Here is a 24,829-nt window from a genome sequence, read left to right on the forward strand (position 1 = left end):
CAATGAAGATCACCGCCATCCGGCTGACCCGCATGGTTCTGCCCCTCGACCCGCCCTTCAGCGCAGCGTGGGACCCTGTACCGCGCACCACGTTTCCGGCCACGCTCGTGGAAGTGGAAACAGACGAAGGCATCACCGGCGTCGGCTCGGGCGACACCATGGACGGCTTCGAGGCCTACGAGCACCTGTTCATCGGCACGGATCCGCTGGCCATCCTCAACCAGGTCCGCCGCATCGAGACCATCAACTTCCATGGCGGCCGCTACTGGCCCTTGGAAGCGGCGCTCTGGGACATCATCGGCAAGGTGGCCGAGTTGCCCGTGGCCATTCTCTTCGGGGGAGCGCGCAACAAACTGCTGGCCTACGCCTCTTCCGGCGAACTGAAGGCTCCAGCGGCCCGGGCCGAGTCCGCGCTCGCCGCCAAGGACCGGGGCTTCAAAGCCATGAAGATCAGGATCGCCCGGGACCACCTTGAGGAAGGCGTGGAATCCGTCCGTGCGGCCCGTGAAGCCGTCGGCAGCGATTTCGACCTCATGGTGGACCTCAACCAGATGTGGCGCATGAGCGGGGACATCGAACCGGCGCTCGAGCTGGCCAAGGTCCACAAGCTGGCAACGCAGTTGGCCGAACTGGGTGTCCGCTGGCTTGAGGAGCCGCTGCCGCAAGCCGACATCAAGGGTGCCCAGCGTGTCCGCGAGCAGACCGGAATCCAGGTTTCGGGCGGCGAAATGGTCCGCAGCATGCCCGAGATGATGGCACTCATTGAAGCCGATGCCTACGACATCTACCAGCCCGATGTCGCCCTGGCGGTAGGCATGTACCGGGCCCGGCAAGTGGCCGAGACCGCCAACCTCAAGCACCGCTTCTTCACTCCGCACACGTGGAGCAACGGCCTGGGCCTGCTGGCCAATCTGCACGTAGCCGCCGGCGTGGACGCGGGGCCATACTTGGAATTCCCCTACGATCCGCCCGGCTGGACCCCCGAACGTCGCGACTTCTTCATGGAGCCGCTGGACATCGACGCCGACGGTGCGCTCCGCGTGCCCGACCTTCCGGGCCTGGGTGCGGTCATCGACTACGACGCCGTCAAGAAGTACTCGGTCTAAGGAACCCGCAATGACAGCAACGAAAAACGATTGGATCCAGCGGGCTGGAGCCCAGCGCCCCTCCACGGGTTTGTACATCGACGGCGGCTTCCGCGACGCCCGCAGCGGCGAAACGTTCCCCACGGTCTCGCCCCGCGATGGCTCGGTCACCGCCCACATAGCGGCAGCGGGGGAGCAGGACGTTGACGACGCCGTCGTCGCCGCGCACCGCTCCTTCGAGGCCGGTGCATGGTCCAAGACCGACCGGCGCCACCGCCAAGCGGTCCTCACGCGGCTCTCCGAACTCATCGTGGAGAACCTCGAGGAACTTGCCCTTCTGGAATCCACGGACAGCGGCCACCCGATCAGCGATGCGCTCGCCGTCGACGTCCCAAGCTGCGCCCGGACCTTCCGCTGGTACGCGGAAGCCCTCGACAAGGTGTACGACGACGTCGCGCCCACTCCGCGCAACGCGCTCGCCATCATCTCGCGGGAACCGCTCGGCGTGATCGGCGCGGTGGTTCCCTGGAACTACCCGCTGATCATCTCGGCCTGGAAGGTGGCCCCGGCCCTGGCGGCCGGGAACTCCGTGGTCCTCAAGCCTTCCGAACAGACGAGCCTCAGCGCCCTGCGCCTGGCCGAGCTGGCCACCGAGGCCGGTGTCCCGGACGCTGTGTTCAACGTGGTTCCCGGCCTGGGACATGTGGCCGGAGCCGCCCTTGGCCGCCACCCGTTGGTGGACAAAATCACCTTCACCGGATCCCCGGAGGTGGGCAGGTATTTCCAGCGTTATGCTTCCGAATCCAACGGCAAGCAGGTGGCGCTGGAACTCGGCGGAAAGTCCCCTCAAGTGGTGCTGCACGACGTCGGCGACATCGCAGCGTGCGCGTCCGCCGTCGCATGGGGCATCTTCTACAACGCCGGCCAGACCTGCCACGGCGGCTCCCGCCTCCTCGTAGACGAACGTGTGCACGACGAACTCCTCGAAGAAGTCATCAAGGTGGGCCGTTCCCTGCAGCTTGGCGACCCACTGGACCCTGCAACGCAGATCGGCGCAATCGTCGACGACCAACAGCTGGAGAGCATCCTGGGCTATTACGGCATCGCTGAATCCGAAGGCATCACGGTCGCCAGCGGAGGCAACCGGATCCGTCCGACCGGCGTCGAAAACGGCTATTACCTGGAGCCCACGGTCCTGGACCGGGTCGACAACTCCGGGCGCATCGGCCAGGAGGAAATCTTCGGGCCGGTCCTGGCCGTCAGCACCTTCCACGGCGCCTCGGAGGGCGTCCGGATGGCCAACGACAGCAAGTACGGCCTTGCCGCAAGTGTCTGGACGCAGGACATCACGAAGGCACACACCGTGGCCCGCGAATTGCGCGCCGGCACCGTTTGGGTGAATACCTTCGACGTCGCAGACATCATCACGCCGTTCGGCGGCTTCAAGGAGTCCGGCTTCGGCAGGGACCGTTCCCTGCACGCCCTGGACGCCTACTCCGCCTTGAAAACCACATGGATCAACCTGGGCGACGCGGCCCTGGATGACGCCTGACTACCGGAATCGAGACTTGCAAATGACAGCAACAACCCACGCCCCTGCCGCCGGGCCGGCTTCACCCGAGACGCCCTTCACCCCAGGTACCGCCCGCATCGGCTTCATCGGCCTCGGCAACATGGGTTCGGGCATGACCCGCAACCTCCAGGCCGCCGGCTTCCACCTGGTCGTCAACGACGTCCGCAAGGAGTCTGCCGCCGATCTCCTCGCCCATGGCGCCGAATGGGCGGAGAGCGCTGCGGCGGTCGCCGCCGGCTCCGACGTCGTGATCACCATGCTCCCCACGCCAAAGCACGTTGAATCCGTCGCCATGGGTCGGGGAGGCATCCTTGAGGGACTGCCCCACGGCGGGACATGGGTGGACATGTCCACTTCTGTCCCGGACGTGGCGAACCGGGTCCGCCGAGCCGGGGAGGTCCGCGGCCTCCGCGTCCTGGATGCGCCCGTGAGCGGTATGTCCGTGGGGGCCGCGAATGGCATGCTGCAGATCTTCGTCGGCGGCGAGGCTGCCGACGTCGAGCGCCTCCGCCCGGTGTTCGAGGCAATGGGCGACCCCGAGCGGATCCTGCACGTGGGCGGCCACGGAGCAGGCTACGCCGTGAAGCTCATGATCAATCAGCTGTGGTTCTCCCACCTCGTAGCCACGGCAGAGGTCCTGAGCACCGGAGTTAAAGCAGGCGTGGACCTCGAAGTCCTACGGCAGGCCCTCATCGCCAGCCCGGCCAACTCGAACTTCGTCCAGAACGATGTCCTGTCCATCCTCAACCACGGTGACTACGACGAAGGTTTCGCGATAGCCCTGGCTTGCAAGGACCTCGGCCTCTCGGTGGACCTCGCCCGTTCCGTGGGGGTCCCCGTGGAACTGTCGTCGCTCGTGGAGCAGCTCTACCGCCGGGCCAAGGCCCTTTACGGCGACAAAGCCGGCGAAATGACGCCCGTGAAACTTTACGAAGACGCCATCGGAATGCAGTTGCGCGCCGCAATCGTACCCGCTACCGCAGCAGAAGGAGCCTGATATGCACACCCGGCCGCAGATCCACGCGGAGCTTGCCTCCACCGAACTGACCCTGGACCCCAAACCAACGGCGTACTTCGGCCGCGGAAAGGTCACCGAGGTGGGCAGGATCGTGGCCGCCCTCGGTGCCAAATCGGCGCTGATCGTCACGGACCCGTTCCTGGCCACCACCGACGTCGTTGCCGCCGTCCGCGCCTCGCTGGAGACGTCCGGACTGGGCGTCACTATCTTCGACGGCGTCACCCCCAACCCGACCACCACTTGCGTCGACGCTGGCTCGGACCTGGCCGCGTCCTCCGGAGTGGACGTCCTCGTGGCCGTGGGCGGCGGCTCGTCCATGGACGCGGCCAAGGGGATCTCGCTGGGCGCCGTGAACCCGGCCCGCGGTGCAGGGCTGGACTACAGCAACCACTTCGCCAACCCCGCGCTGCCTATCGTCGCGGTCCCGACGACGGCCGGCACCGGCGCTGAAGTCAACGCTTTCGGTGTGGTCACCGACGTCGAGGCCCACCGGAAGTTCTACGTCGGCCACGAATCCGCGCTGCCCAAGGCGGCCATCCTCGACCCCGAGCTGACCCTAGGGCTGCCGCCGAAGGCGACCGCCGCCACCGGAATGGATGCGCTCACCCATGCGATCGAGTCCTATTCCTCCATCCGCCGGAACCCCTACTCGGATGGCATCGCCCTCCAGGCAGTGTCCATGGTGGCCGAGTTCCTGCCCCGCGCAGTGGCTGACGGATCGGACCTTGAGGCTCGCTCCCAGCTGCTCCTGGCCTCGCATATTGCAGGCGTCGGCTTCTCGCACACGGGCCTCGGCTTGGTCCACGCCATCGCGCACCCGCTCGGCGGCCGCTTCAACATCCCGCACGGCTTGGCGCTGTGCCTGGTGATCGAGGACGTGCTCCGGCTGAACCTCCGCAACCGTCTGGACCGCACTGCCCGCTTGGCCTTCGCCCTGGGCGTGGGGGACACGGCCGCCACCGTCGAGGCCAACGCCGAGGCCGCGATCGCCGCCGTCGTCGGCTTGGCCCGCGACGTCGGCATGACGGCTCGATTGACCGATTTCGGCGTCACCGCGGCGGACCTGGATTCGCTCGTGGATGACACCCTGGCGGACGCTGTCATCAACAACACACCGGTGCCGCCCACCGCCGCCGAAATCCGCACGATCCTCGAGAAAGCGCTGTAAGTGGAAAACACCCTTGCCCCCGCCGTGCCCGCAAGCACCACGATGGACTCGGAACTCGAGTTCATCGCAACGCTGCCGAAGCAGCTGTTCATCGACGGCGAATGGATCGACGCGTCCGACGGCGCCACCTCCGCCGTCGAGGACCCCTCCACGGGTGCCACTCTGGCTTGGGTCTCGGATGCCTCACCGTCCGACGGTGAGCGCGCACTGGCCGCCGCTGCCCGGGTCCAGGACAGCTGGGCTGGGACGCCGCCGCGCGAACGCGGCGAAATCCTGCGTCGCGCCTTCGAGCTGGTCACCGCGCGTGCCGACGATTTCGCCCTGGCCATGACCTTGGAAATGGGAAAACCGCTGGCAGAGTCGCGGGGTGAAGTGGCCTACGGCGCCGAGTTCCTGCGTTGGTTTTCCGAGGAAGCCGTGCGTATCTCGGGCCGCTATTCCATGGCGCCGGATGGCAAGTCCCGGCTTCTGGTGACCAAGCGTCCCGTGGGTCCGTGCCTGTTCATCACGCCCTGGAATTTCCCGTTGGCCATGGCCACGCGCAAGATCGCGCCGGCCGTCGCCGCAGGCTGCACCATGGTGCTCAAGCCGGCCAACCTGACACCGCTGACGGCACTCCTGCTCACCGAGGTGTTCCAGGAAGCGGGCCTGCCTGCCGGGGTCCTCAACGTCATCCCGACCACGCGCCCCGGCGATGTGACCGGACCGTTGATCCGGGATAGCCGGCTGCGGAAATTGTCCTTCACCGGTTCCACCGGAGTGGGCAGGCAGCTCATCGCCGACTCCGCCCATCAGGTGCTGCGGACCTCCATGGAACTGGGCGGCAACGCACCCTTCCTGGTCTTCGAGGATGCGGAGCTGGAGGCGGCCTTGGACGGAGCCATGCTGGCCAAGCTGCGGAACATGGGCGAGGCCTGCACGGCGGCCAACCGCTTTATCGTCCACGAGTCGCTGGCCCTTCAATTCAGCCAAGGCCTCGCAGGCCGCATGGGCTCTCTCAAACTCGGCCGTGGCTCGGCCGAGGGCACCAACATCGGGCCGCTCATCGACGCCAAGAGCCGCGCCAAGGTGGATGAACTGGTGCAGGACGCCATCGCCGGGGGAGCCACGGCACTTACCGGCGGCGCGCCGTCGGACGGTGAGGGCTACTTCTACGCGCCCACGGTACTCACGAACGTGCCGTCGGGCGCGCGGATCCTGCAGGAGGAAGTCTTCGGACCGGTCGCGCCCGTGGTCAGCTTCCGCACCGAGGCCGAGGCGATCGCGCTGGCCAACGACACTGAATTCGGTCTCGTCGCCTACGCGTACACCCGCGACCTCAACCGGGGCATCCGCCTTTCCGAACGGTTGGACGTAGGCATGTTCGGGTTGAATACCGGCATCGTGTCCAACCCCGCTGCCCCGTTCGGTGGCGTCAAGCAGTCCGGGCTAGGCCGCGAAGGCGGCACGGAAGGCATTGAGGAGTACCTGGAAACCCGCTACATCGGTATCGCGGATCCGTCCTGATGGGAACGTGGGCATAGTGCGCATCATCGTGACGGGCGGCACCAGTGGGATCGGTGCCGCCCTCGTGCGGGAATCACTCCGCGCAGGCCACTCCGTTTTCACCACCGGGCGCGACGCCGTGCGGCTCGCAGCGTTCCTTGAGTCTTGTTCCGGGCTGGGGCACGTGGGCGGACTGGTGGCGGACGCGGGGGACTGGGAACGGACCCGTGGAGCCGTCGCCGCTGCAGTGGACTTCCTCGGGGGAATCGACGTCGCTGTAGCCAACGCAGGTTTCTCAGCCCCCGGAGATCTTGCCGACGGTGACCCGGAACGCTGGCGGGACATGGTGCTGACCAATGTCTATGGCCCCGCGATATTGGCCAAGGCCGCCCTGCCGGAGCTCAGGGCCAACCGGGGGCACATGGTACTCATGGGCAGCACGGCAGGGCGCAAGGTGTACCCCGGAAACCTCTACACGGCCACCAAATGGGCAGTGACCGGCTACGCCGAATCACTCCGTCAGCAGCTCGTGGGTACAGGCGTCCGGGTGCTGCACATCGCCCCCGGGCATGTGGACACTCCCTTGTGGAAGAACGCCCCCGATGCCGCCATCGCCCCGGAGTCCGTGGCAAAAACCATGCTCTGGGCACTCGCCCAGCCACCCGGCGTCGACGTCTCTGAAGTGATGATCCGTGCTACTGGACAGGAATTCTGAAACTCAGTGGGAAGGAGTCGGCGTAGGTGTCCCCGCCATGGACGCGGGCGGCGCAGGGAAGCCTGCCGCCGGGTACAGCCCGGCGACTTGCGTCATGTAGTTGGCCCACTGGGGGCCAGCCAGCATGTAGCCGTCGATGGCGGTGTAGAACTTGCCGTTGATGGTCACGTTCTGTCCGACCCGGCTCTGCCCTGCCATGGTGTCGCCGAAGAAGGACGCAGTGGCGAGCCCGGTGGTGAATCCGACCACCCAGGTGGAGCCGTTGCTATTGTTCGTTCCCGTTTTTGCCGCGGTAGGGAACAGGTCCTGGACTTTCGGTTGAATATAGATGCCGGACCCCCGTTTCAGGACGTCCTGGAGCACGGAGTCGACGCCGCGGGCAACCTCGGGCTTGATGGCCGGGTGGCATGAACTGGCTTGGGCGGGCAGCTTCCCGCCGGATGGATCCGTGATGCCCACAATGGCGATCGGCGCGCAGTACGTGCCGTCGTTGGCGAAAGTGGCAAAGGCGTCGGCCATGACGAGCGGCGATACTTCAGTGCCGCCGAGCAGGTTGCCCAGTTGGTGCATGTTCACGGGGGCGTTGTCCACGCCGCTGTGGAGACCTACCGCATCGACCACTTTCTGGATGCCGCAGAAGTCCAGTTGGGCTGCCTCGGCAAAGGTTGCGGTGTTGATGGAGTTGTAGAGCCCGTAGTTGACGGGCATTGGGCGGTAGTATCCCTCGTCGTTGTTGCGGAGGTCGTCCGCTGTACCGAGGCCGGCTATCTTCTGGGCGGTGCTGTAACCGCCCAGCACCTTCCCGCAGCTGTCTTTCCAGGGGAATCCGAGTGGATAGGTGCGCCGCGACGCGTCCACCTCTGTGGTCATGGACTTGCCCTCGTTGAGCCACTCAGTGAAAGTGAACGGCTTCATGGCGGAGCCTGGCTGGAACCCTCCGGCTCCGTTCAGGTCATTACCGTTGGCGTCTTTTGAATCGACGTTGAAGTTCAGCTGGGTATCGAATTTTCCGGGTTCAGGAAGAAAGACGGTGTTCTGCGCCATCGCCAGGATCTTGCCCGTGCCGGGCTGTACCGAGACCAAGGAGGCGCCCCATTTGTCGGGGTTGGCCCCTGCTGTGGCATCGACCTGCTGCTGTGCCACTACTTGCAAGCGGCTGTCCAAGGTGGTGGTGATCGTCAAGCCACCGCGGTACAGAAGCTGTTCCCGGTCCGTGACGCTGGCACCGTAGGCCGGATCATTGAGGATGAGGTGGGAGATGTAGTCGCAGAAATACACGGCCATGTCTGCTGCGGCGCAGCCTTGCTTCCCGGGGGTGATGTTGAGCTTGATGGGAGTGGCGACGGCGGCCGCATACGCTGCCTGCTGGATCTTGTGCTGGGCGAGCATGTCGGACAGCACAAGGTTGCGGCGTTGGATGGAGTTGTCCGGATGGACGGAGGGGTCGAAGTAGCTGGGACTGTTGACCAGGCCGGCGAGCAGTGCGGCCTGTGGAAGGCTGAGGTCCTTGGCTGAGACGCTGAAGAAGTGCTGCGCTGCCGCTTCGATCCCGTACGCGTCCCTGTTGAAGAACACAATATTGAGGTAGCCCTCCAGGATCTGGTCCTTCGTGAATTTCTTCTCGAGTTCGACGGCGAGCTTCATTTCGCGCAGCTTGTCGCCGATGGTCTTCTGACCGCTGAGCACCACCTGACCGGTCTGGCCTGCCGCCAAACGGGACTCGTTCAGTACGTTTGTCACATACTGCTGGGTCAGGGTCGACGCGCCCTCGTTGGTGCCCTTCGTGAAGTTGGACGCTAATGCCCGGAGAATCCCCTGTGGGTCGATGCCGCCGTGCTCGTAGAAGCGGCTGTCCTCGACGGCGACAATCGCGTCCTTGATGTAGGGGGACATTTGGTCGAGGCTGACCCTCACCCGGTTCTCCGCATAGAAGGTGGCGATCGTCTTTCCGTCAGCGCTGAGCACTTTGGTGGACTGCGACGGCGCGGCGACCACCAGATCGCCCGGAAGGTTGTCAAAGTACTTGATCGAACCGCTGACGGCCATGCCCGCCGAAGCCACACCGGGGACGACCAGCCCGGCGGCCAGTACGCCACAAATGGCGCTCACGACGAAGAATCCGAAGACCCTCCAGAGGGCCGCGGCCAAACCGCGTTTTCGACCGTTCTTCGACGCCATTTTTCCAGCTATCAACCGTGCGTGTTTACAGACTACGCCGCCATTCCACCCGTCACATAGGCCCCGAAATCCGTGGCGACACGGCCCCCGCGGTTATGTTCGTCACTTCGCCCGCGCGCTGACCGTGTCCGGCGTTTTTCCGGATGCATACTGAAGTTATTCGGGTGCGGAGATGGAAGGCAGGTGGCGGCCGGTGGAGACACTGATGGCTGTAGTGAGGAGCGAGTATTTTCCGGCGGGAGCAGTACTCTTGGGCGTGGTTTTGTTCTGGACAATCGGCTTGCTCGGCGGGTTGTCCTGGTTGAGCGGAGCGCAGCAGCCCTTAGCCATCCTGACGTGGATGATCTTCATCTACGGCGTCGTCGTGCTCTCTCCCCTCGCCGGAATCTGGGCCGCAGTGGACCTTGCCCGCCGTTGGTTGCGGAACCGCCAGGCACGCCGGCAGCAGCTCGGAACGGCCGACGTCGAGTCCCTCTAGGTACGCGGTAGCCTGAGGCTAGAGCCTGCCCAAGATCGGACCGCACGGAACGAGGACTTCCCATGATCACACGCGTCGACGTCGATGAAGCTGCCGCCCGGATTGCGGGAAGGATCCGCCGCACACCCGTATTCGAAGCCGATGCCGGAACGGTGCCCGGGCAATTGTGGTTCAAATGCGAGTTCATGCAGCACACGGGGACGTTCAAGGCGAGGGGTGCTTTCAACCGCGTTCTGGCCGCGCGGGAGCGCGGCGAGCTGAAGGACGATGTTGGAATCGTCGTTGCTTCGGGAGGCAATGCGGGGTTGGCGAATGCCTATGCCGCGGCGCAGCTCCGTGTGCCCGCAACCGTCTTTGTCCCCGAGACCGCACCTGCCGTGAAGGTCAAGAAGCTCAAGGCCAGCGGAGCCACGGTGGTCCAGCGCGGAACCGAGTACGCCGAAGCGTTTGAGGCCGCCCTTGACTACGCCGCGGAAACCGGCGCAGTCTACTGCCACGCTTACGACCAAGCCGAAATCGCCGCTGGCGCGGGCACTGTCGGCTCGGAGCTCCTGGAACAGCTAGGGGAGGTAGACACCGTTGTGGTAGCCGTTGGAGGCGGCGGGCTCATGGCGGGAATCGCGGCCGCCGTCGAAGGTCACGCCAGAGTCGTCGGCGTCGAGCCGGACAACGCTCCCACTCTCTATTCGGCCCTCGCTGCAGGGGCACCCGTTGACGTTGCCGTCTCCGGGATCGCTGCAGATTCCCTGGGCGCCCGGCAGATCGGCCGGATCGGTTTCGAGGTGGCTGTCCGCACGGGTGTCCGGACGGTCCTGGTGTCCGACGACGACATCGCCGCGGCGCGCTCCCTGCTCTGGGAGCAGTACCGGATTGTCGTGGAACATGGCGCAGCCGCCGCTTTCGCGGCCGTGAACTCCGGAGCGTATGTTCCGGCAGAAGGTGAACGCGTGGCCGTGGTCCTCTGCGGCGCCAATACCGACCCCGCCACGGTCTGAAGCGGCGGGTCGTGGCCCTGCCGCGAGCGCCCCACAGTTGCTAAGCTCTAGCCACAATGCCGGGGCACGCAAAACCGCTTCACGAACGGACAGTGGCATGACGCGATTGATCATCATGGGCCCTCCTGGCTCGGGCAAGGGCACCCAGGCTGAGCACATCGCCGGGCATTTCGGCATACCCGCCATTTCCACCGGAGACATCTTCCGCGCGCACGTCGGCGGCAAGACGGAACTCGGAGCCGAAGCCAGCAAGTACATGGACAGCGGCGAGTTCGTGCCGGATCACGTCACCAATGCCATGATCCGTCAGCGGCTTGGCAGCGCCGACGTCCTGGCAGGATTCCTCCTGGACGGATATCCCCGCACGACGGCGCAGATCGAGGCATTGGACGGCATTCTGGCCGGCAACCAGCAGCAACTGGATGCCGTCGTCGAACTAGCGGTCGACGACGACGAGCTCGTCGCGCGGATGCTCCGCAGGGCGCAGGAGCAGGGCCGGAGCGATGACACAGCGCCGGTGATCCGACGTCGCCTGGAACTTTACCGCAAGGAAACACAGGCCGTGGTTGAGCGATACTCCGAGCGCGGAATCGTGCTCGCCGTGGATGGTTCGGGCCAGCGGGAAGAGATCACGGCCAAGGCAATAGCCGCCATTGAATCAGCACTAGGAAAGGGACTGTGAACGGTCAACCGTCTACCGGCCAAAGAATCGAAGACTATGCAATGATCGGGGACCTGCACACCGCAGCCCTGGTCAGCACGGCGGGCTCCATAGACTGGCTGTGCCTCCCGCGTTTCGATTCCCCAGCGTGCTTCGCCGCGCTCCTGGATTCCCCTCAAGCCGGGCGCTGGCTCTTGGCACCTGAAACCGGGGGAATTTGCACGCGCCGCCAGTACCGAGACGGAACCCTCATCCTGGAAACGGACTGGGAAACCGATGAAGGGCACGTCCGGGTCATCGACTTCATGCCGCCGCGCGACGCCGTCGCGGACATCGTTCGCGTGGTGGAAGGGATCCGCGGGACGGTCAAGATGCGCGGGGAACTGATCCTGAGGTTCGACTATGGACACGTGGTGCCCTGGGTTCGCCGTGACAGGCACGGCCTCCGCGCGGTTGCCGGTCCGGACTCCGTCTACCTCAAGACCCCGGCGCCGTTGGTAGGCAAGGACTTCACCACGGTCAGCGAGTTCACGGTGAACGCCGGTGACCACGTCCCCTTCGTCCTGACCTGGGCGCCCAGCCACGAACGGCGGCCACGCACCGTCGAGGCAGATATCGCGCTCGAGGACACCGCAGGATTCTGGACGGATTGGTCCAAGCGTTGCACCGTCCGGGGGCCGTACCGGAAAGCCGTTCAGCGCTCCTTGATCACGCTGAAGGCCCTCACCTATGCGCCTACCGGGGGCATTGTTGCCGCCGCCACTACCTCGCTCCCCGAACAGATCGGCGGACCGCGGAACTGGGACTACCGCTATTGCTGGCTGCGTGATGCCACATTGACCCTTCAGGCCTTCCTGGCCGCGGGCTATACCGAAGAGGCCAGCGCGTGGCGGGATTGGCTACTCCGCGCAGTGGCCGGCGACCCGGCAGACCTCCAGATCATGTACAGCTTGCACGGTCGCCGGCGATTGCCCGAGACGGAGCTGACGTGGCTTGCGGGATACCAGGGTTCGAAGCCGGTCCGAATCGGGAATGCGGCAGCGGAGCAGCTTCAGCTCGACGTGTGGGGAGAGGTCCTGGACTGCCTGTCCCTGACCCGGGCATCGCTGATGACCATCGGCGATGAGTCCTGGGCTATCCAGATCGCCTTGATGCGCCACCTTGAGAGCACCTGGGACAAGCCCGACAATGGACTTTGGGAAGTACGCGGCCCGCGGCGCCACTTCGTGCACTCGAAAGTGATGGCCTGGGTTGCGGCTGACCGGATGGTCCGGGGAATCCGTGAATCCGGGATGCCCGGTCCGCTGGATCGCTGGGAGGCTTTGCGGGACACCATCCATGACGAAGTCATGACCCGCGGATTCGACGCGGACCGCAATACCTTCGTCCAGTCCTATGGGAGCAAGGAGTTGGACGCGAGCCTTCTCCTCATCCCCAAAGTGGGGTTCCTGCCGCACGACGATCCGCGCGTGATCGGCACCATTGACGCCATCCAGCGTGAGCTGACGGAAGACGGCTTTGTGCTGCGCTACCGTCCGCAGGACAGCGACGACGGACTGCCGGGTGGGGAGGGCGTCTTCCTCGCGTGTTCCTTCTGGATGGTGGACGCGCTCTTGGGGGCGGGGCGCCGTGCGGAGGCGACAGCCCTCTTCGAGAGGCTCTTGGCCCTTCGCAATGACGTGGGCCTGCTGAGCGAAGAATGGGACGCACATACGGGCCGCCAACTTGGCAATATGCCCCAGGCCTTCAGCCATTTCGGCTTGGTGCTCAGTGCTTTGCAACTTCACCACGGCAAAGCGCATCACAGCAATGTCCCGATCGGCGGGGTCCCGGCGTCGGGCTCCTTGCCGGCCTCGCCGTCGGGCTCCCCGTCAGGGGCGTCCTCGACGGCTTCAGGGGCGGCCCTGACCTGACGTTGCGGAGCGCTTGGGCCAGCGGAAGATCCGGCCTGCCAAGGCCAGCCCCGCTCCGAGGTTGAGCATCGGCAGGTAGGCCCGCGCAACTGCGGTTCCAACGGCAGGCAGGGAAGCGGCGTCGGGGTAGAGCATGTAGAGGGGCTCGTACCGGGGCTGGAATTTTGCTTTGAACGCCAAGAGGGACCGGAACCCGTACACCGGTTCCAAAGTCGCCCCCAACCAGTCGAGCAAGCGGTCGAGGCTGCCGGGAGGCCGGGATCGTGGCCTTGGGCGAGGCATCTCGGAAGGATCCTCTTCGACCCGTGCCAGGGGTGCTCCGGAAAGGCTCACGAATTCGCATCCTTCATCCTTGAGGCTGAGGGCCGCTGAAGCGATGAGGAATTCGATGCTGGCACGGAAGCCGCCGCTGCGGCGACGCATGAAATCGAGGGTCCAGCCAACGATGTGCCCGTTGCGGTATACGGGCAACCAAGACGTGACTGCGTGTACTGTGTGGCGCTTGTCGATTGCAAGCAGGCAGCGCACCTCGGGGTCGTCGAGTTCGTCAAGGCTGCCCAAGGTAAAGCCCATTTCGGGCATGTTCCTGTCTGCTACCCATTCTTCGGAGATTTCCTCGATCTGGACCTGGACCGAGAAAGGGGCCGAGGCGTAACTCGTCCATTCGTAGCGGATGCCCGCCTTCGCGGCATTGTTCAACGCGGTACGGATGTCCTGGAACTTTTTCCCTTTGAAAGAGACCGAATGCAATGGCAGGACTGTTTCCTGGGCTACTTGTGCAGAGCTCCATCCGGAGGAATCCGCGTGGTCGCGCAATTCCTGGGGTACGGAGTAGAAACACGGCGTCCACCCGTTGCCCCTGCAATAGCGGGCAAATTCTTCGAAGACGGCGGTCGTCTCGGATTTAGGTCCCACCGGGCCGCCCAGTGTGAGCGCAACCCCCGTGCTGACGCGGTACGCAACGAAGGACTGCCCGGAAGCGGAGAACCAGTACATGTTTCCCGGCCAAGTGGTCATCCAGGACAGTGAGCTTCCCTCCCACGTCTTGATGACTTTCCGGGCACGCTCCGTACTGGCGTCGTGCCGGGTGTGGGCCTGATGGAGGAAGGTCCTGAAGATCAGGACACCCGCGACCGCCCAAAAGACGACCCCGACGCCTTCGTATACTAGAACGGCGGCCGTGCCCTGGGGGAAGATCGCCGGCGGCACATCCAGGACGAAGCCCAGCGGAAGGAACCGGTCAGGGACATCCGCCAGTAAGTCCGGCAGCCCCGGAACAGGGGAGAAATCCTGCGCGAGCAAGAGCCCGGCGCCGACATAGACGACACTCAGCACAGCCGCTATCGCAAGTACCCGGACCGCGAGGCGTCTGTAAGTCCCCTTCGGCGCCTCGACATGAAACAGCCGCCGGGTCGCGAGCAGAATGATGGTCAGCGCAAGGGGCAGAAGCAGCGGCAGGGCCAGGGTGAACGGCTGCGAGGAAGCCGATCCTTCGATTGCGACGATCCCCTCGCTCGCGCCGGTAGCCGAAGAAGTCGGCTGCAAGACTCCGGCCAGTGCAATTCCGGCCAGGACGGAAAGGCCCACCTGGATCAAAAGGGTCCCCACCCAGGCAAAGCGCCGTCCGCGGCGGAGGCCCTCCGCCAGCAACAGCAGAAGGAAGGACGGAAGTATGGCCATGAAGATCCCGCCGGCGCCGGCGCGCAACTGCAGCTGCGCGACGGCGCAGTCCTTCGCTTGCGCCGGGTCCGAGCAGAGGCCCTGGAGTGTTTGGGGATCTACGGGCTGGATGTTGGTAAACAGGAAACGCAGGATGGACAACGGTCCTACCGCATGCGGGATGAGGCCGGCGACTACCGGACCGATCGCCGATGCGGCAATGAGCAGCGAAAGCAGCACCCGGCCTTCGTGCCGGGAACTGACGGGGCGCGCAAACCGCGGCCGGCGGCCCATCAGCAGCGGCCCGAGAACCGTGCCCGCACCTGCGGCGCCGAGCCTGACCAGGTCTGCAAACCCTCCGCTGTACAGGGCCAGGAGGAGCAACAAGGCGAAGACGACAAGCCGGATCCGGCGCCTCCACAGGGTTGCCATGGAAGCAGTTCCCGCCATGGCGGTACCGATGATGAACGCACTCGGACCCACGAAGAGGTGGCTGCCTATCTCCGCTGTCCAGCTACCGAGCAACCCTTGGGCCAAGGCAAGGAATCCAAAGGCAATGCCAACGCCCAGAATCTGGCTGGAGACAGCTGCGATTGCGTACGCCCGCCGTCCCATTCGCCGTTCCAAGGGCACGCCAAGCAGCAGCACCAAAGCAGTTTCCAGCACATAGCCCGTCAGGTCCCTGGCCCAGACGGCGGAAGTTACAGCGGCCCACCAGTGATCAGGTAGGGAGCGGGGCGTAAGTGCGAAATTGAGTCGCAATTGCGCATCCGGTCCCGTGGCGAGACTGGAGGTCAGCGCTCCCAATCCCCAGAAGACGATGACAAAACCCAACGTGAGCTGCGCTGAGCGCAGTCTTCCCGTCCATGATCGCCGCGAACGGACATCGGGGACAGAGCGGGTTTCCGGCTCGGGCGCCGGTGCGTGCACGGGGTTCCTATCTGTGCGTCGGAAGGATGGGGGTGCGAAATGAAATTCTTCCACACCGGCCGTCCGACGAGGATAATTCCCACGTCGCCGTGACCTTCCCCGTCCCGATCCAATAGACTCCGACGTAGGCAGGCTGCCGGCTCGTTCCGTCACCGGTCCGTGAGCAATGCAAAGTTGCTTAAACAACGCTTAAACGAACAGAAAGCAAGCCCGGGACAGGTCGATGCACAAATCTCGCATACTCCGCTTTGCTGCATCCGTGATCGCCGCCGGAGTGCTTTTGGCAGGCTGTTCACAGGCGCCCGCTGAACCGAGCGACTCATCCAGCGGCAGGCAGACAGCGGCACCCGCTGCGCCCTCAGGGAGTCCAGCGGCAGCGGGCCAAGGTCCCAAGAAACCTGATTCCGGGCCGGATCCGTCAAAGCTTCCCGTGGGGTCCCTGTTCAAGAACCCAAGCAACAACCGGAACGAAATCATCCTCGCGGACGTCCGGCACACGGCCGTCCTCATTGGGGACTCCCAGTCTGAGCCCATGGGCTCATGGCCGCGGGAGGCTTTGGGCTCGCTTGGTTACAAGGTGTACTCCGTGGCCCGGGGCGGTACGGGATACGTGGCCGCGACGAGCAAGAGCGGCAACTACATCGATGCGCTGCAACGAGGAGATTGGGTCCTGCCTTACGGGACGCCGCCGCTGATCGTTGTCGAAGGTGGAGGCAACGATGCCTCCCACAACGCCAGCGACGAGCAGATCACGGCCAACGCCAACAGGCTCCTCGCCGCCCTCAAAAAGAGGTACCCACAGGCGAAGATCGTGATTATCGGAACTCTTGCCAGGGGTGCCAACGCGGGCGGGGGGCGTCGCACCCAGATTGACGCGCTGCTGGGCAGTATTGCAGCCAAGGCCGGGGCTCCTTTCTTCAGCGTCGGGGACTGGATCAGCAAATATCAGGTCGCCGGGGACTTGGTGGACGGCGTTCACCTGAATGCTGCCGGGCACGCCAAGCTCAGCGGTGTGCTGGCGGCGGACATGGCCGCAGCGGGCCTTCGCCTGCAGCCGGACCCGAGGAGTGCATCATGAGAATTGCGGTAACCGGAGGAAGCGGAAAACTGGGCAAGAGCGTTGTCCGCAGGCTGAGCGCCGATGGCCACGAGGTCATGAACCTGGATCGCGCCGGGCTGAAGGGGCGCGGAACGGTCACGGTAGATCTCCGCAACTACGGCCAGATTGTGGACGTGATCCTTGGCCTGGACGATCGTCACCACGGATTCGACGCGATCGTCCACCTCGGAGCGATCCCGGCCCCAGGACTGGTCCCGGATGCCGCAACGTTTGAAAACAACATGCTGTCTACCTACAACGTCTTCCAAGCCGCCAGGAGGGCAGGGATCAAGAAGATCGTGTACGCCTCCAGCGAGACAGTGCTGGGGCTGCCGTTCGACGTCGATCCTCCCTACATTCCTGTGGACGAGGAATATCCGGCGCGGCCCGAAAGCACCTATTCCCTGGTGAAGCATCTCGAAGAACAGATGGCCATCGAACTCACGCGCTGGGATCCCCCGCTGAGCATTGTGGCGTTGAGGTTCTCCAACGTGATGGACCCCGAGGATTACGAAGCGTTCCCCTCCTTTGACGCCGACGCGAAACTCCGTAAATGGAACCTCTGGGCGTACATCGACGGGCGCGACGGCGCGCAAGCAGTGGCTCGCGCCTTGGAGAACGGCAAACCGGGGTTCGAAGCGTTCATCATCGCTGCCGCTGACTCCGTGATGAGTCGCTCAAGCGCCAGCCTGGCCGCCGAAGTCTTCCCGGAGGTCAACGTGACCAAGGACCTGGGAGAACATGAAACCTTGCTGTCCATCGACAAGGCCAAGCGCCTCCTCGGCTTCTCCCCCGAGCACAGCTGGCGGGACTACCACTCGAACCGCACCACACCCACCGAAGACTGAGGAGCCCGACGGCGGCAGGTGCCCGCCGCCGTCGGCTCTAGTGCCCGGAGCAGACCGGGGTCTGGCAGAACTTCGCGCGCCGGAGAACAATTGATTTATGGTCAGCTATTCAGCCCTTGAAGAAGCGTCCAGCAAGAATCCGCATGACTGGGGCCGGGCGATGGCAACGGCGATGACGAAGCTCCTGGATGCGGCTCGCATTGACGGACGGCATTTTGAACACGAGTTCCTCTATGGCGAGGAACTGCGCATGAGGATCGACGAGAACAACGGCGGAGCCACGGTCAAGCTCACGTGGACGCCCGCGGACCAAGAGTCCGAACAAAACGCAACCGCGGAGTGAGCGGGTCCTTGGCGCGCTGAGCTTGAGCTGGAGCGGAGGCTACTCCTTTGCGATGGGCTCGCGGCCGTTGCTTCCGAGCAGGCTACGGGTCAGGGCCTCGCCGTCGGCCATGAGCAGTCCCACCGCGGGGCCCAGGTGCGAGTCGCCGGGAGTCTCGCCCGCCAGCGCTGCCGCGACCACCGAGCGTCGGATCAGCTCCTTCGCGAACGACGCCGTAGTGCCGGCCGTCCGGTCTGCGGCGGCTTCGATCGCCGAGGGGGAGAACGCGAGTCCGTTGGAATACAGCCGCAGAAGTTCCACCCGCTCGTGCTTGGACGGAAGTGGGATTTCCACCGCGAGGTCCACGCGTCCTGGCCGCTGGGCGAGCGCCCGCTCCAAAAGGTCCACGCGGTTGGTCGTCAGCACGAACGCGACGTCGGCGTCGTCGTCGAGCCCGTCCATCGCATCGAGCACCTCGAAGAGCAGCGGTTTGGGGCCGTGGCCGAAGCTGCGGTCTTCGGCGATCAGATCGCAATCCTCCAGCACCACGATGGACGGCGCCAAAGCCCGGGCGATCTTGGCCGCTTCGGAAATTCTGGCGAGCGAACCGCCGGACAGGAGCACCGCCGTCGTACCCTCGCTTTGGCTCAGCAGGTACCGGACCGTGTGTGTCTTGCCGGTCCCCGGAGGTCCGTAGAGAAGGAGGCCGCGCTTGAGATGCTGTCCGTGTGCCGCAAGGATGTCCGCTTGCCGCGCAATGCCCAGGGTGTGGCCCTCCACTTTGTCGAGGAGCCCAGCCGGAAGGACCACATCGCTGCTGGCGAGTTCCGGGCGCCTGATGAAGGTCACTCCGCTGATGCTCGGCCCGTAGTCGCTGACTGCGAGGGCAATGATCTGGCCTTTGAAAACACTTTGGTGCTCCATGTCGCGCCGCACCTCGGCCAGGAACTCGGAAGCGACCCCAGGGCGCACGGCCAGGACTTCAAGTGAGGCATTTTGCCGGCCGCGATCCAACTTGGCACCGCGCTGGAGGACCGCTACGGGTGATCCGGCGTAGCTAAAGAGCCAGAGCCCGAGTGCCACGGCCTGGCGCTGTTGGTCCGGACCAGTGGCGAGATTGGTGAAGTCCGGCTGGGCGAGGGGAAAACGCGGGTAGCTACGGGATTGCTGCAACATATCGCTGAAGGACATGTGGTGGCGCTGATCGCCGCCGCCGATTCCTACCAGCCGCCAGTCCGGTTCGCGGCCAGCCAGCCCTTCCATCACGATGTCCACATCCACCAAGCGATGCTGCGGGATCTCCTCCGTCACGACGGATAGTTCATGTGCGGGCACGCCGAGGTGCCCGGTCAACGCCTGTAGAAGCTGCTCGCCGTCGTCGGGATGATCCAATCCGGACTGGACCAGCCGAGTCAGTGTTGCGAAGTCCTCGATGAATTTCCCCAATTTTTCATCCATGGACAGACCCTAGCAGGAGGGGCATTGCATGGGCAGGGGCGTCCTCACCGTGAAAACCGAGGAACGGGAAGCGCTGGCAGGAACCGATCCCGGCACGCACTTCTGGACGCCGCGGGCGAGCGACGGGCTGAGCGTTCCGACTCAGCAGAGCCCGTTCATGGTCGCGATGGCCACCTCTCGGAGTTGCTCGAACTCCGACTGGCCGCTGCCATCCGTCGATTCAATGTGTTTGTCAGTGTCGGATGGATAGGCGAAGCTCATGGCTATCTGGCGGCTCCCGTCGCTCGTGGACAACGCAATGCTCGCAAACCAGGTGCTGCCGCCGTAGCCGTAGTAGAAGCCGTTCGTGCATTCATCATTCCAACGCTGCAGCCCGAGTCCGTGGTTCTCCTGCCACAGGGTTTGCATGTCGCGGAGGGTGTTCGCCGTGAGTAGCCGGCCCTGCATGAGCGCTGCATAGAACGTGTTGATATCACCCACCGTGGAGATGACTCCCTCGGCGGGAGAACCGACCAGGTACTCCGGCTGCGAGGCATTGATGCGCTCGCCGTCGATGAATTCGTAGCTCTGGATCATGTCGCGCGCATCCCGGTCCGGCTCGGCTTCCAGCGAGGTATGGCTCATTCCGAGCGGCACAAAGATATCTGACTTCAGTACATCCCCGATCGGCCGGCCGCGGAGTTTTTGTACGATCGCGGCCAAGGCGAAGTAGTTGGCATCCGAGTAGCGGAACAGTTGGAAGTTGGCGTGCGCCCATGGCACGGTCCCGGCCGTCCGAAGATAGTCCTCGATGCTGAACCTTGTGTCGATGGCTTGTTTGGGCGGCATGGCCTTCAAGATGGCTTCCGGTGCGTCGGGCAGGCCGGAGCTGTGGTTCAACAGGGAGCGGACCGTCACGGGGCCGGGCGGGTGGACAAGCTGCTCGAATTCCGGGAAGTACTCCGTGACGGGGTCCTCAAGGCCCAGCTTTCCTTCCTGGACCAGCTTGAGGACTGAAACCGCCACCATCGACTGTGTGATACCGCCGGCCTGGATCCGGTCGGTCACGGCTACCGGCTCGCCGGTCTCGACGTCTTGGCTTCCGTAGGCCTGGGACCATTCCCGTCCCCGGACTTTGATCTGGACGACGACGGCCGGCGCGCCCCGGTTGAGCATTTCATGCGCGAAGAAATCCGCAACCGGGGATTCGGGCAATGCCCCTTGCGAATCGGACGACGAGGTGCCCGCCGGGGGTTCACTTGTCAGAGGGTAGGTGCAAGCGCCGGACGCCAAGGTAAAAGCCAGGACGACGGCCACCCGGAATCCCGCCCGGGATACGCGGGAAGTCCGAGAGGCCCGCGCAGCCTCCATGGCTGCCTCCTGAAGCTACGCTGCAGGGCAAAGGCTGGGCGCCCTTGCCCCCCGTAGTTTCGATCGTCCTCTTCCGAAGCGAGGGGGTCAACGCTGAGAACGTGGGTGCGCCCCAAACCCAACTGACTCGCAGTAGTTGTCGTTATGAGCGCTCATAACGACATTAACTGCGAGTCAGTTGGGGTAGCCAGGAGGGAAACCCTAGGTCAGCTTGACCTGACGGTTGACGTCCTTGTACAGCAGGTAGCGGAACGGACCCGGGCCACCGGCGTAGCAGGCCTGCGGGCAGAAGGCGCGCAGCCACATGAAGTCGCCTGCCTCCACCTCGACCCAGTCATTGTTGAGCAGGTACATGCCCTTGCCCTCCAGGACGTACAGGCCGTGTTCCATGACGTGGGTCTCCGGGAACGGGATGACCCCGCCAGGCTGGAATGTCACGATGTTCACGTGCATGTCGTGGGCCAGGTCGTTGGGGTCGGCGAAGCGCGTGGTTGCCCAGACGCCGTTGACGTCCGGCATTTCGCCCGCTTCGACTTCGTCGTCGCTCGTGACAAAGGACTTGGCTTCGTAGCCCTTAAGGCGCTCGTAGGCCTTGCGGATCCAGTGGAAGGAGACGATCTCATCCGAGACGTTCTCCAAGCCCCAGTTGGAACCGGCAGCCAGGTAGGCGTAGCCTCCCTCTTCGAGCTGGTGCAGTTCGCCGTCAAGGGACAGGTTGACCTTGCCCTTGGTGACGAAGACGACGCCTTCGACGCCTGCCTCGAACTCGGCCTTGGGAGCGCCGCCACCCGGGCCGATCTCAACGATCAACTGGGAGAACGTGGTGGCGAATCCGGAGATCGGGCGGGCAATGATCCAGGAACGCGTGTTGGAGAAGCCAGGCAGGTTGCTGGTTACGATATCGGTCAGGACGCCCTTGGGGATGACCGTGTAGGCCTCCGTGACGATTGCGCGTTCCGTGGTGAGGTGGGTCTGCGGCGGCAGGCCGCCCTGGGGATAGTAGTACTTGCCCATCTTTGGATCCTTACTTGGAGGTGGTGTGTGCGAGCCGGGGATGCGCCAGTGCAGTCAGCCGGGGGAGTTCGACGCCGGCAAGCGCCAGCACTTCTTCGGAACCCACCGCTCCGCACTGGACGCCGCGCAGGACGAAGGCGGCGAGGGCACGGGCGGTTGCGGGCTCGTCCATGATGCCGCCTTCGGTGCGATCCACGTAGTTGCGGAGGCGGGCCGCGGCGGCAGGCAGGCCCTCGCGGTAGAAGGCATACGTTGCCGCGAAACGGCTCGGCAACTGGGCAGCGTGCAGGTCCCAGCCCTGGTAGTAGCCGCGTTCAAGCGAGCGGCGGACCAAACGGCCGTGCAGCTTCCACGCGTTTTCCACGTTGTCGCCCACCGGGATGATGTTGGTGGAACCGTCGGAGAGCCGGATTCCGGTGCCCGCAACAGCCAACTGCATGACTTCCTTGGCGAAATCCGCCACCGGGTGCTCCATGGACTGGTACTCCGCGGAGATCTGCAGCGAAGCAGAGTAGTCGTAGGTGCCGTAGTGCAATGCGCTGATGCGGCCCGGAACTGCGTGCGGAAGCTGGGCCACGGGGGAGGTCCCCTCCGGGCCGAGGATCAGTTGCGGAGTCTCTACCTGGACTTCGAAACGGAGCCGACCCGCTGGAAGGGAGTGGATCTCTTCCAGCCGGGAGGCGGCGAAGTCCATTGCCTGCACCTGGGCCACCGTGGTGACCTTCGGCAGGGTCAGGATAAGGCCCTCGGGCAGCTCCCCGGCCGAGGCCAAGGTGGACACGAACAGGTCCAGGGTCTTCAGGCCACGTGCCCGGGTGGGGGCCTCGAAGCACTTGAGCCGGATGCCGATGAACGGCGGGGCGGAACCCGCGGCAACGGCTTCGCTGACAGCCTGCGCCGCCGCGACCGCCGCGACGTCTTCTGCTTCATCGCCCCGGTCGCCGTAGCCGTCCTCGAAGTCGAGGCGCAAGTCCTCGATCGGTTCGCTGCGCAGCTTGGCAGCCACCCGGGTCGCGACGGCGGCAGCCAGTTCGGGCTCCTGGCCCAGCAACGTACCGAGCCTTTCGAGACCGCCGTGGGCCTCCGCCGTCGTAATCGCCTGGGCGCCCCATTCCGCGGAGAGCGACGGAGTGAAACGGTCCGCCGGGACGTACACCGTGTGCACGGGCTGGCGGGTGCCGTCGTCACCGGGATAGTTGCGCTCCAGCAGTTGGTCGGTGGCGGCCAGCTGGGTGTCGATGGCGGCGAGATCGGCCGCCGAGAAGGAAGAAGCGGCCATTCCTACACCAGCTCGTAGGCGGGAGTGGTGAGGAAGTCCGTGTAGTGCTCGGAGAGACAGATGTCAGCGATCAGACGGCTGGCCGGCTCGTAGAACTTCTCGAAGGACTCGGCGTCAACCTCGCTGCGCAGGCGGTCGGTCTCTTCGCCGAGGATCCGGGTGACCAGTTCGCGGGTGACCGTGTTGCCGGTGTCAGCCAGGACGGATTTGTTGCGGATCTGCTGCCACACCTGGGAACGGGAGATTTCCGCGGTGGCGGCGTCTTCCATGAGGTTGTGGATGGCGACGGCGCCGCTGCCGGAGAGCCACACGGCGGTGTACGCGACGGCGACGTAGAGGTTCAGGCGAAGCCCGGCCTCGGTCACGTGGCCACCGGCGGAGGAGATGTCCAGCAGCTGTTCGGCAGTCACGGAGACCTCCGGGCGCTGCTTGTCCAGCTGGTTCGGCTTGTCGCCCAGGACCGAGTCGAACACTTCGCGGCAGGTGGAGACGAGGTCCGGGTGGGCCACCCAGGAACCATCGAAACCGTCGTTGGCTTCGCGGGTCTTGTCAGCGCGGACCTTCTCGAAGGCCTGGGCCGTGACTTCGGGCTCGCGGCGGTTCGGGATGACGGCAGCCATGCCGCCCATGGCGAAGGCCCCGCGCTTGTGGCAGGTCTTGACCAGCAGTTCCGTGTAGGCGCGCATGAACGGGGCCGTCATGACCACGGACGCGCGGTCCGGCAGGATGAAGGACTCGCCGGCGTCGCGGAAGTACTTCACGATGCTGAACAGGTAGTCCCAGCGGCCGGCGTTCAGGCCGGAAGCGTGGTCCCGCAGTTCGTAGAGGAACTCGTCCATTTCGAATGCGGCCGGGATGGTTTCGATCAGCATGGTGGCGCGGACGCTGCCTTGCGGGATGCCGAGGTAGTCCTGGGCGAAGACGAAGATGTCGTTCCACAGGCGGGCCTCAAGGTGGCTTTCCATCTTGGGCAGGTAGTAGTAGGGGCCGTGGCCATTGAGCAGGAGCTGCTTGGCCACGTGGAAGAAGTGCAGGCCGAAGTCGACCAGCGCGCCCACGGTGGGTTCGCCGTCGAGCAGCAAGTGCCGTTCGTCCATGTGCCAGCCGCGGGGGCGGGCGACGACGACGGCGAGCGGCGCGTCCGTGCGGAGCCGGTATTCCTTGCCCTCCGGGGAGGTGTAGCTCAAGGTGCCCTGGGCGGCGTCGCGGAGGTTGAGGATGGCGTCGATGACGTTCGCCCACGTCGGGGTGCTGGCGTCCTCGAGGTCGGCGAGCCATACCTTGGCTCCCGAGTTCAGGGCGTTGATGGCCATCTTGGCCGGGGAAGCCGGGCCGGTCATCTCGACCCGGCGGTCCTGCAAGGCTGGGGGCGCTTCGGCGATCTTCCAGTCGCCGTCGCGGATGTCCTGCGTTTCGGGCAGGAAGTCGAGGCGGCCGGTGCGGGCCACTTCTTCACGCTTGGCGACGCGGGCCGCCAGGAGTTCCGTGCGGGTGCCCGCGAAACGGCGGTGCAGTTCCTCCACGAAGGCCAACGCCTTGGGAGTCAGGATCCCCTCGGCTCGTTCGATCGGCCGGGGGTCTGTGACTGTGAGAGCCATGGG

The 24,829-nt window shown here is 64.9% G+C and carries 20 protein-coding genes; 13 read left to right on the plus strand and 7 right to left on the minus strand.

From position 1 onward, the window contains the following. Positions 1 to 2 precede the first annotated feature (2 nt). From ABD742_RS01660 to ABD742_RS01685, 6 genes are read left to right on the plus strand one after another with little or no spacing between them, the layout of a single operon-like run. Entirely contained in the window at positions 3 to 1,106 is a 1,104-nt protein-coding gene (locus ABD742_RS01660) for a mandelate racemase/muconate lactonizing enzyme family protein (RefSeq protein WP_234753378.1), read from the plus strand. Positions 1,107 to 1,116: 10 nt separating this feature from the next. After that, positions 1,117 to 2,637, plus strand: a complete 1,521-nt coding sequence (locus tag ABD742_RS01665; RefSeq protein ID WP_234753381.1) for an aldehyde dehydrogenase — start codon at positions 1,117 to 1,119, stop codon at positions 2,635 to 2,637. 22 nt (positions 2,638 to 2,659) lie between these two features. Beyond that, a complete protein-coding gene (locus ABD742_RS01670) occupies positions 2,660 to 3,655 on the plus strand; it encodes an NAD(P)-dependent oxidoreductase (RefSeq protein WP_234753382.1) in 996 nt (331 codons plus the stop codon). Position 3,656: 1 nt separating this feature from the next. Further along, positions 3,657 to 4,844 carry an iron-containing alcohol dehydrogenase family protein gene (locus tag ABD742_RS01675; RefSeq protein WP_234753384.1) on the plus strand — a complete coding sequence of 396 codons (1,188 nt, stop codon included), beginning with the start codon at positions 3,657 to 3,659 and terminating at the stop codon, positions 4,842 to 4,844. Next, on the plus strand, positions 4,845 to 6,350 hold the full coding sequence (locus ABD742_RS01680; RefSeq protein WP_372460973.1) for an NAD-dependent succinate-semialdehyde dehydrogenase: 1,506 nt from the start codon (positions 4,845 to 4,847) through the stop codon (positions 6,348 to 6,350). A gap of 16 nt (positions 6,351 to 6,366) precedes the next feature. Further along, the gene (locus ABD742_RS01685; protein ID WP_344787020.1) at positions 6,367 to 7,044 is read left to right on the plus strand and encodes an SDR family oxidoreductase; all 678 of its coding nucleotides are present in this window, start codon (positions 6,367 to 6,369) and stop codon (positions 7,042 to 7,044) included. A 3-nt stretch (positions 7,045 to 7,047) separates the two neighbouring features. On the opposite strand, the gene ABD742_RS01690 is transcribed toward ABD742_RS01685, so the two are convergent. Further along, the gene (locus ABD742_RS01690) at positions 7,048 to 9,222 is read right to left on the minus strand and encodes a transglycosylase domain-containing protein (protein ID WP_234753391.1); all 2,175 of its coding nucleotides are present in this window, start codon (positions 9,220 to 9,222) and stop codon (positions 7,048 to 7,050) included. Positions 9,223 to 9,427: 205 nt separating this feature from the next. Between ABD742_RS01690 and ABD742_RS01695 the strand changes: the two genes are divergently transcribed. The 4 genes from ABD742_RS01695 (at position 9,428) to ABD742_RS01710 (ending at position 13,269) form a co-directional block, all read left to right on the plus strand. Continuing rightward, positions 9,428 to 9,700: a hypothetical protein gene (locus ABD742_RS01695; protein ID WP_234753392.1), complete on the plus strand. Its 273-nt coding sequence runs from the start codon at positions 9,428 to 9,430 to the stop codon at positions 9,698 to 9,700. 62 nt (positions 9,701 to 9,762) lie between these two features. Beyond that, on the plus strand, positions 9,763 to 10,695 hold the full coding sequence (locus ABD742_RS01700) for a threonine/serine dehydratase (RefSeq protein ID WP_234753393.1): 933 nt from the start codon (positions 9,763 to 9,765) through the stop codon (positions 10,693 to 10,695). Between the two features lie 97 nt (positions 10,696 to 10,792). After that, complete coding sequence (locus ABD742_RS01705; RefSeq protein ID WP_234753394.1) at positions 10,793 to 11,377, plus strand: adenylate kinase; 585 nt, start codon at positions 10,793 to 10,795, stop codon at positions 11,375 to 11,377. Positions 11,378 to 11,418: 41 nt separating this feature from the next. After that, complete coding sequence (locus tag ABD742_RS01710; protein WP_234753458.1) at positions 11,419 to 13,269, plus strand: glycoside hydrolase family 15 protein; 1,851 nt, start codon at positions 11,419 to 11,421, stop codon at positions 13,267 to 13,269. Here ABD742_RS01710 and ABD742_RS01715 read toward each other — a convergent pair. Continuing rightward, complete coding sequence (locus tag ABD742_RS01715) at positions 13,249 to 15,858, minus strand: bifunctional lysylphosphatidylglycerol flippase/synthetase MprF (protein WP_234753396.1); 2,610 nt, start codon at positions 15,856 to 15,858, stop codon at positions 13,249 to 13,251. The two genes, ABD742_RS01710 and ABD742_RS01715, sit on opposite strands and share 21 nt — an antisense overlap. A 430-nt stretch (positions 15,859 to 16,288) precedes the next feature. Here ABD742_RS01715 and ABD742_RS01720 point away from each other — a divergent pair, with 430 nt between their 5' ends. From ABD742_RS01720 to ABD742_RS01730, 3 genes are all read left to right on the plus strand, one after another. Continuing rightward, complete coding sequence (locus tag ABD742_RS01720; RefSeq protein ID WP_234753397.1) at positions 16,289 to 16,936, plus strand: SGNH/GDSL hydrolase family protein; 648 nt, start codon at positions 16,289 to 16,291, stop codon at positions 16,934 to 16,936. Then, positions 16,933 to 17,805, plus strand: coding sequence for an NAD-dependent epimerase/dehydratase family protein (locus tag ABD742_RS01725; protein ID WP_234753399.1), 873 nt, complete (start codon positions 16,933 to 16,935; stop codon positions 17,803 to 17,805). Before ABD742_RS01720 ends, ABD742_RS01725 begins: the two co-directional genes overlap by 4 nt. 97 nt (positions 17,806 to 17,902) lie before the next feature. Further along, complete coding sequence (locus ABD742_RS01730) at positions 17,903 to 18,148, plus strand: hypothetical protein (RefSeq protein ID WP_234753401.1); 246 nt, start codon at positions 17,903 to 17,905, stop codon at positions 18,146 to 18,148. A 39-nt stretch (positions 18,149 to 18,187) separates the two neighbouring features. Here the strand turns inward: ABD742_RS01730 and ABD742_RS01735 are convergent, their stop codons facing one another. From ABD742_RS01735 to aceB, 5 genes are all read right to left on the minus strand, one after another. Continuing rightward, entirely contained in the window at positions 18,188 to 19,585 is a 1,398-nt protein-coding gene (locus tag ABD742_RS01735; protein WP_234753403.1) for an AAA family ATPase, read from the minus strand. Positions 19,586 to 19,726: 141 nt separating this feature from the next. Then, positions 19,727 to 20,935, minus strand: a complete 1,209-nt coding sequence (locus tag ABD742_RS01740) for a serine hydrolase domain-containing protein (protein WP_234753405.1) — start codon at positions 20,933 to 20,935, stop codon at positions 19,727 to 19,729. A gap of 201 nt (positions 20,936 to 21,136) precedes the next feature. Continuing rightward, on the minus strand, positions 21,137 to 21,949 hold the full coding sequence (locus tag ABD742_RS01745; protein ID WP_234753406.1) for a bifunctional allantoicase/(S)-ureidoglycine aminohydrolase: 813 nt from the start codon (positions 21,947 to 21,949) through the stop codon (positions 21,137 to 21,139). 10 nt (positions 21,950 to 21,959) lie between these two features. Then, a complete protein-coding gene (locus tag ABD742_RS01750) occupies positions 21,960 to 23,228 on the minus strand; it encodes a DUF6986 family protein (protein ID WP_234753407.1) in 1,269 nt (422 codons plus the stop codon). Between the two features lie 2 nt (positions 23,229 to 23,230). Further along, positions 23,231 to 24,826 carry a malate synthase A gene (aceB, locus tag ABD742_RS01755; protein ID WP_234753410.1) on the minus strand — a complete coding sequence of 532 codons (1,596 nt, stop codon included), beginning with the start codon at positions 24,824 to 24,826 and terminating at the stop codon, positions 23,231 to 23,233. Between the last annotated feature and the right edge of the window lie 3 nt (positions 24,827 to 24,829).

It is taken from the genome of Arthrobacter ramosus, from assembly GCF_039535095.1.
Taxonomy (GTDB): domain Bacteria; phylum Actinomycetota; class Actinomycetes; order Actinomycetales; family Micrococcaceae; genus Arthrobacter; species Arthrobacter ramosus.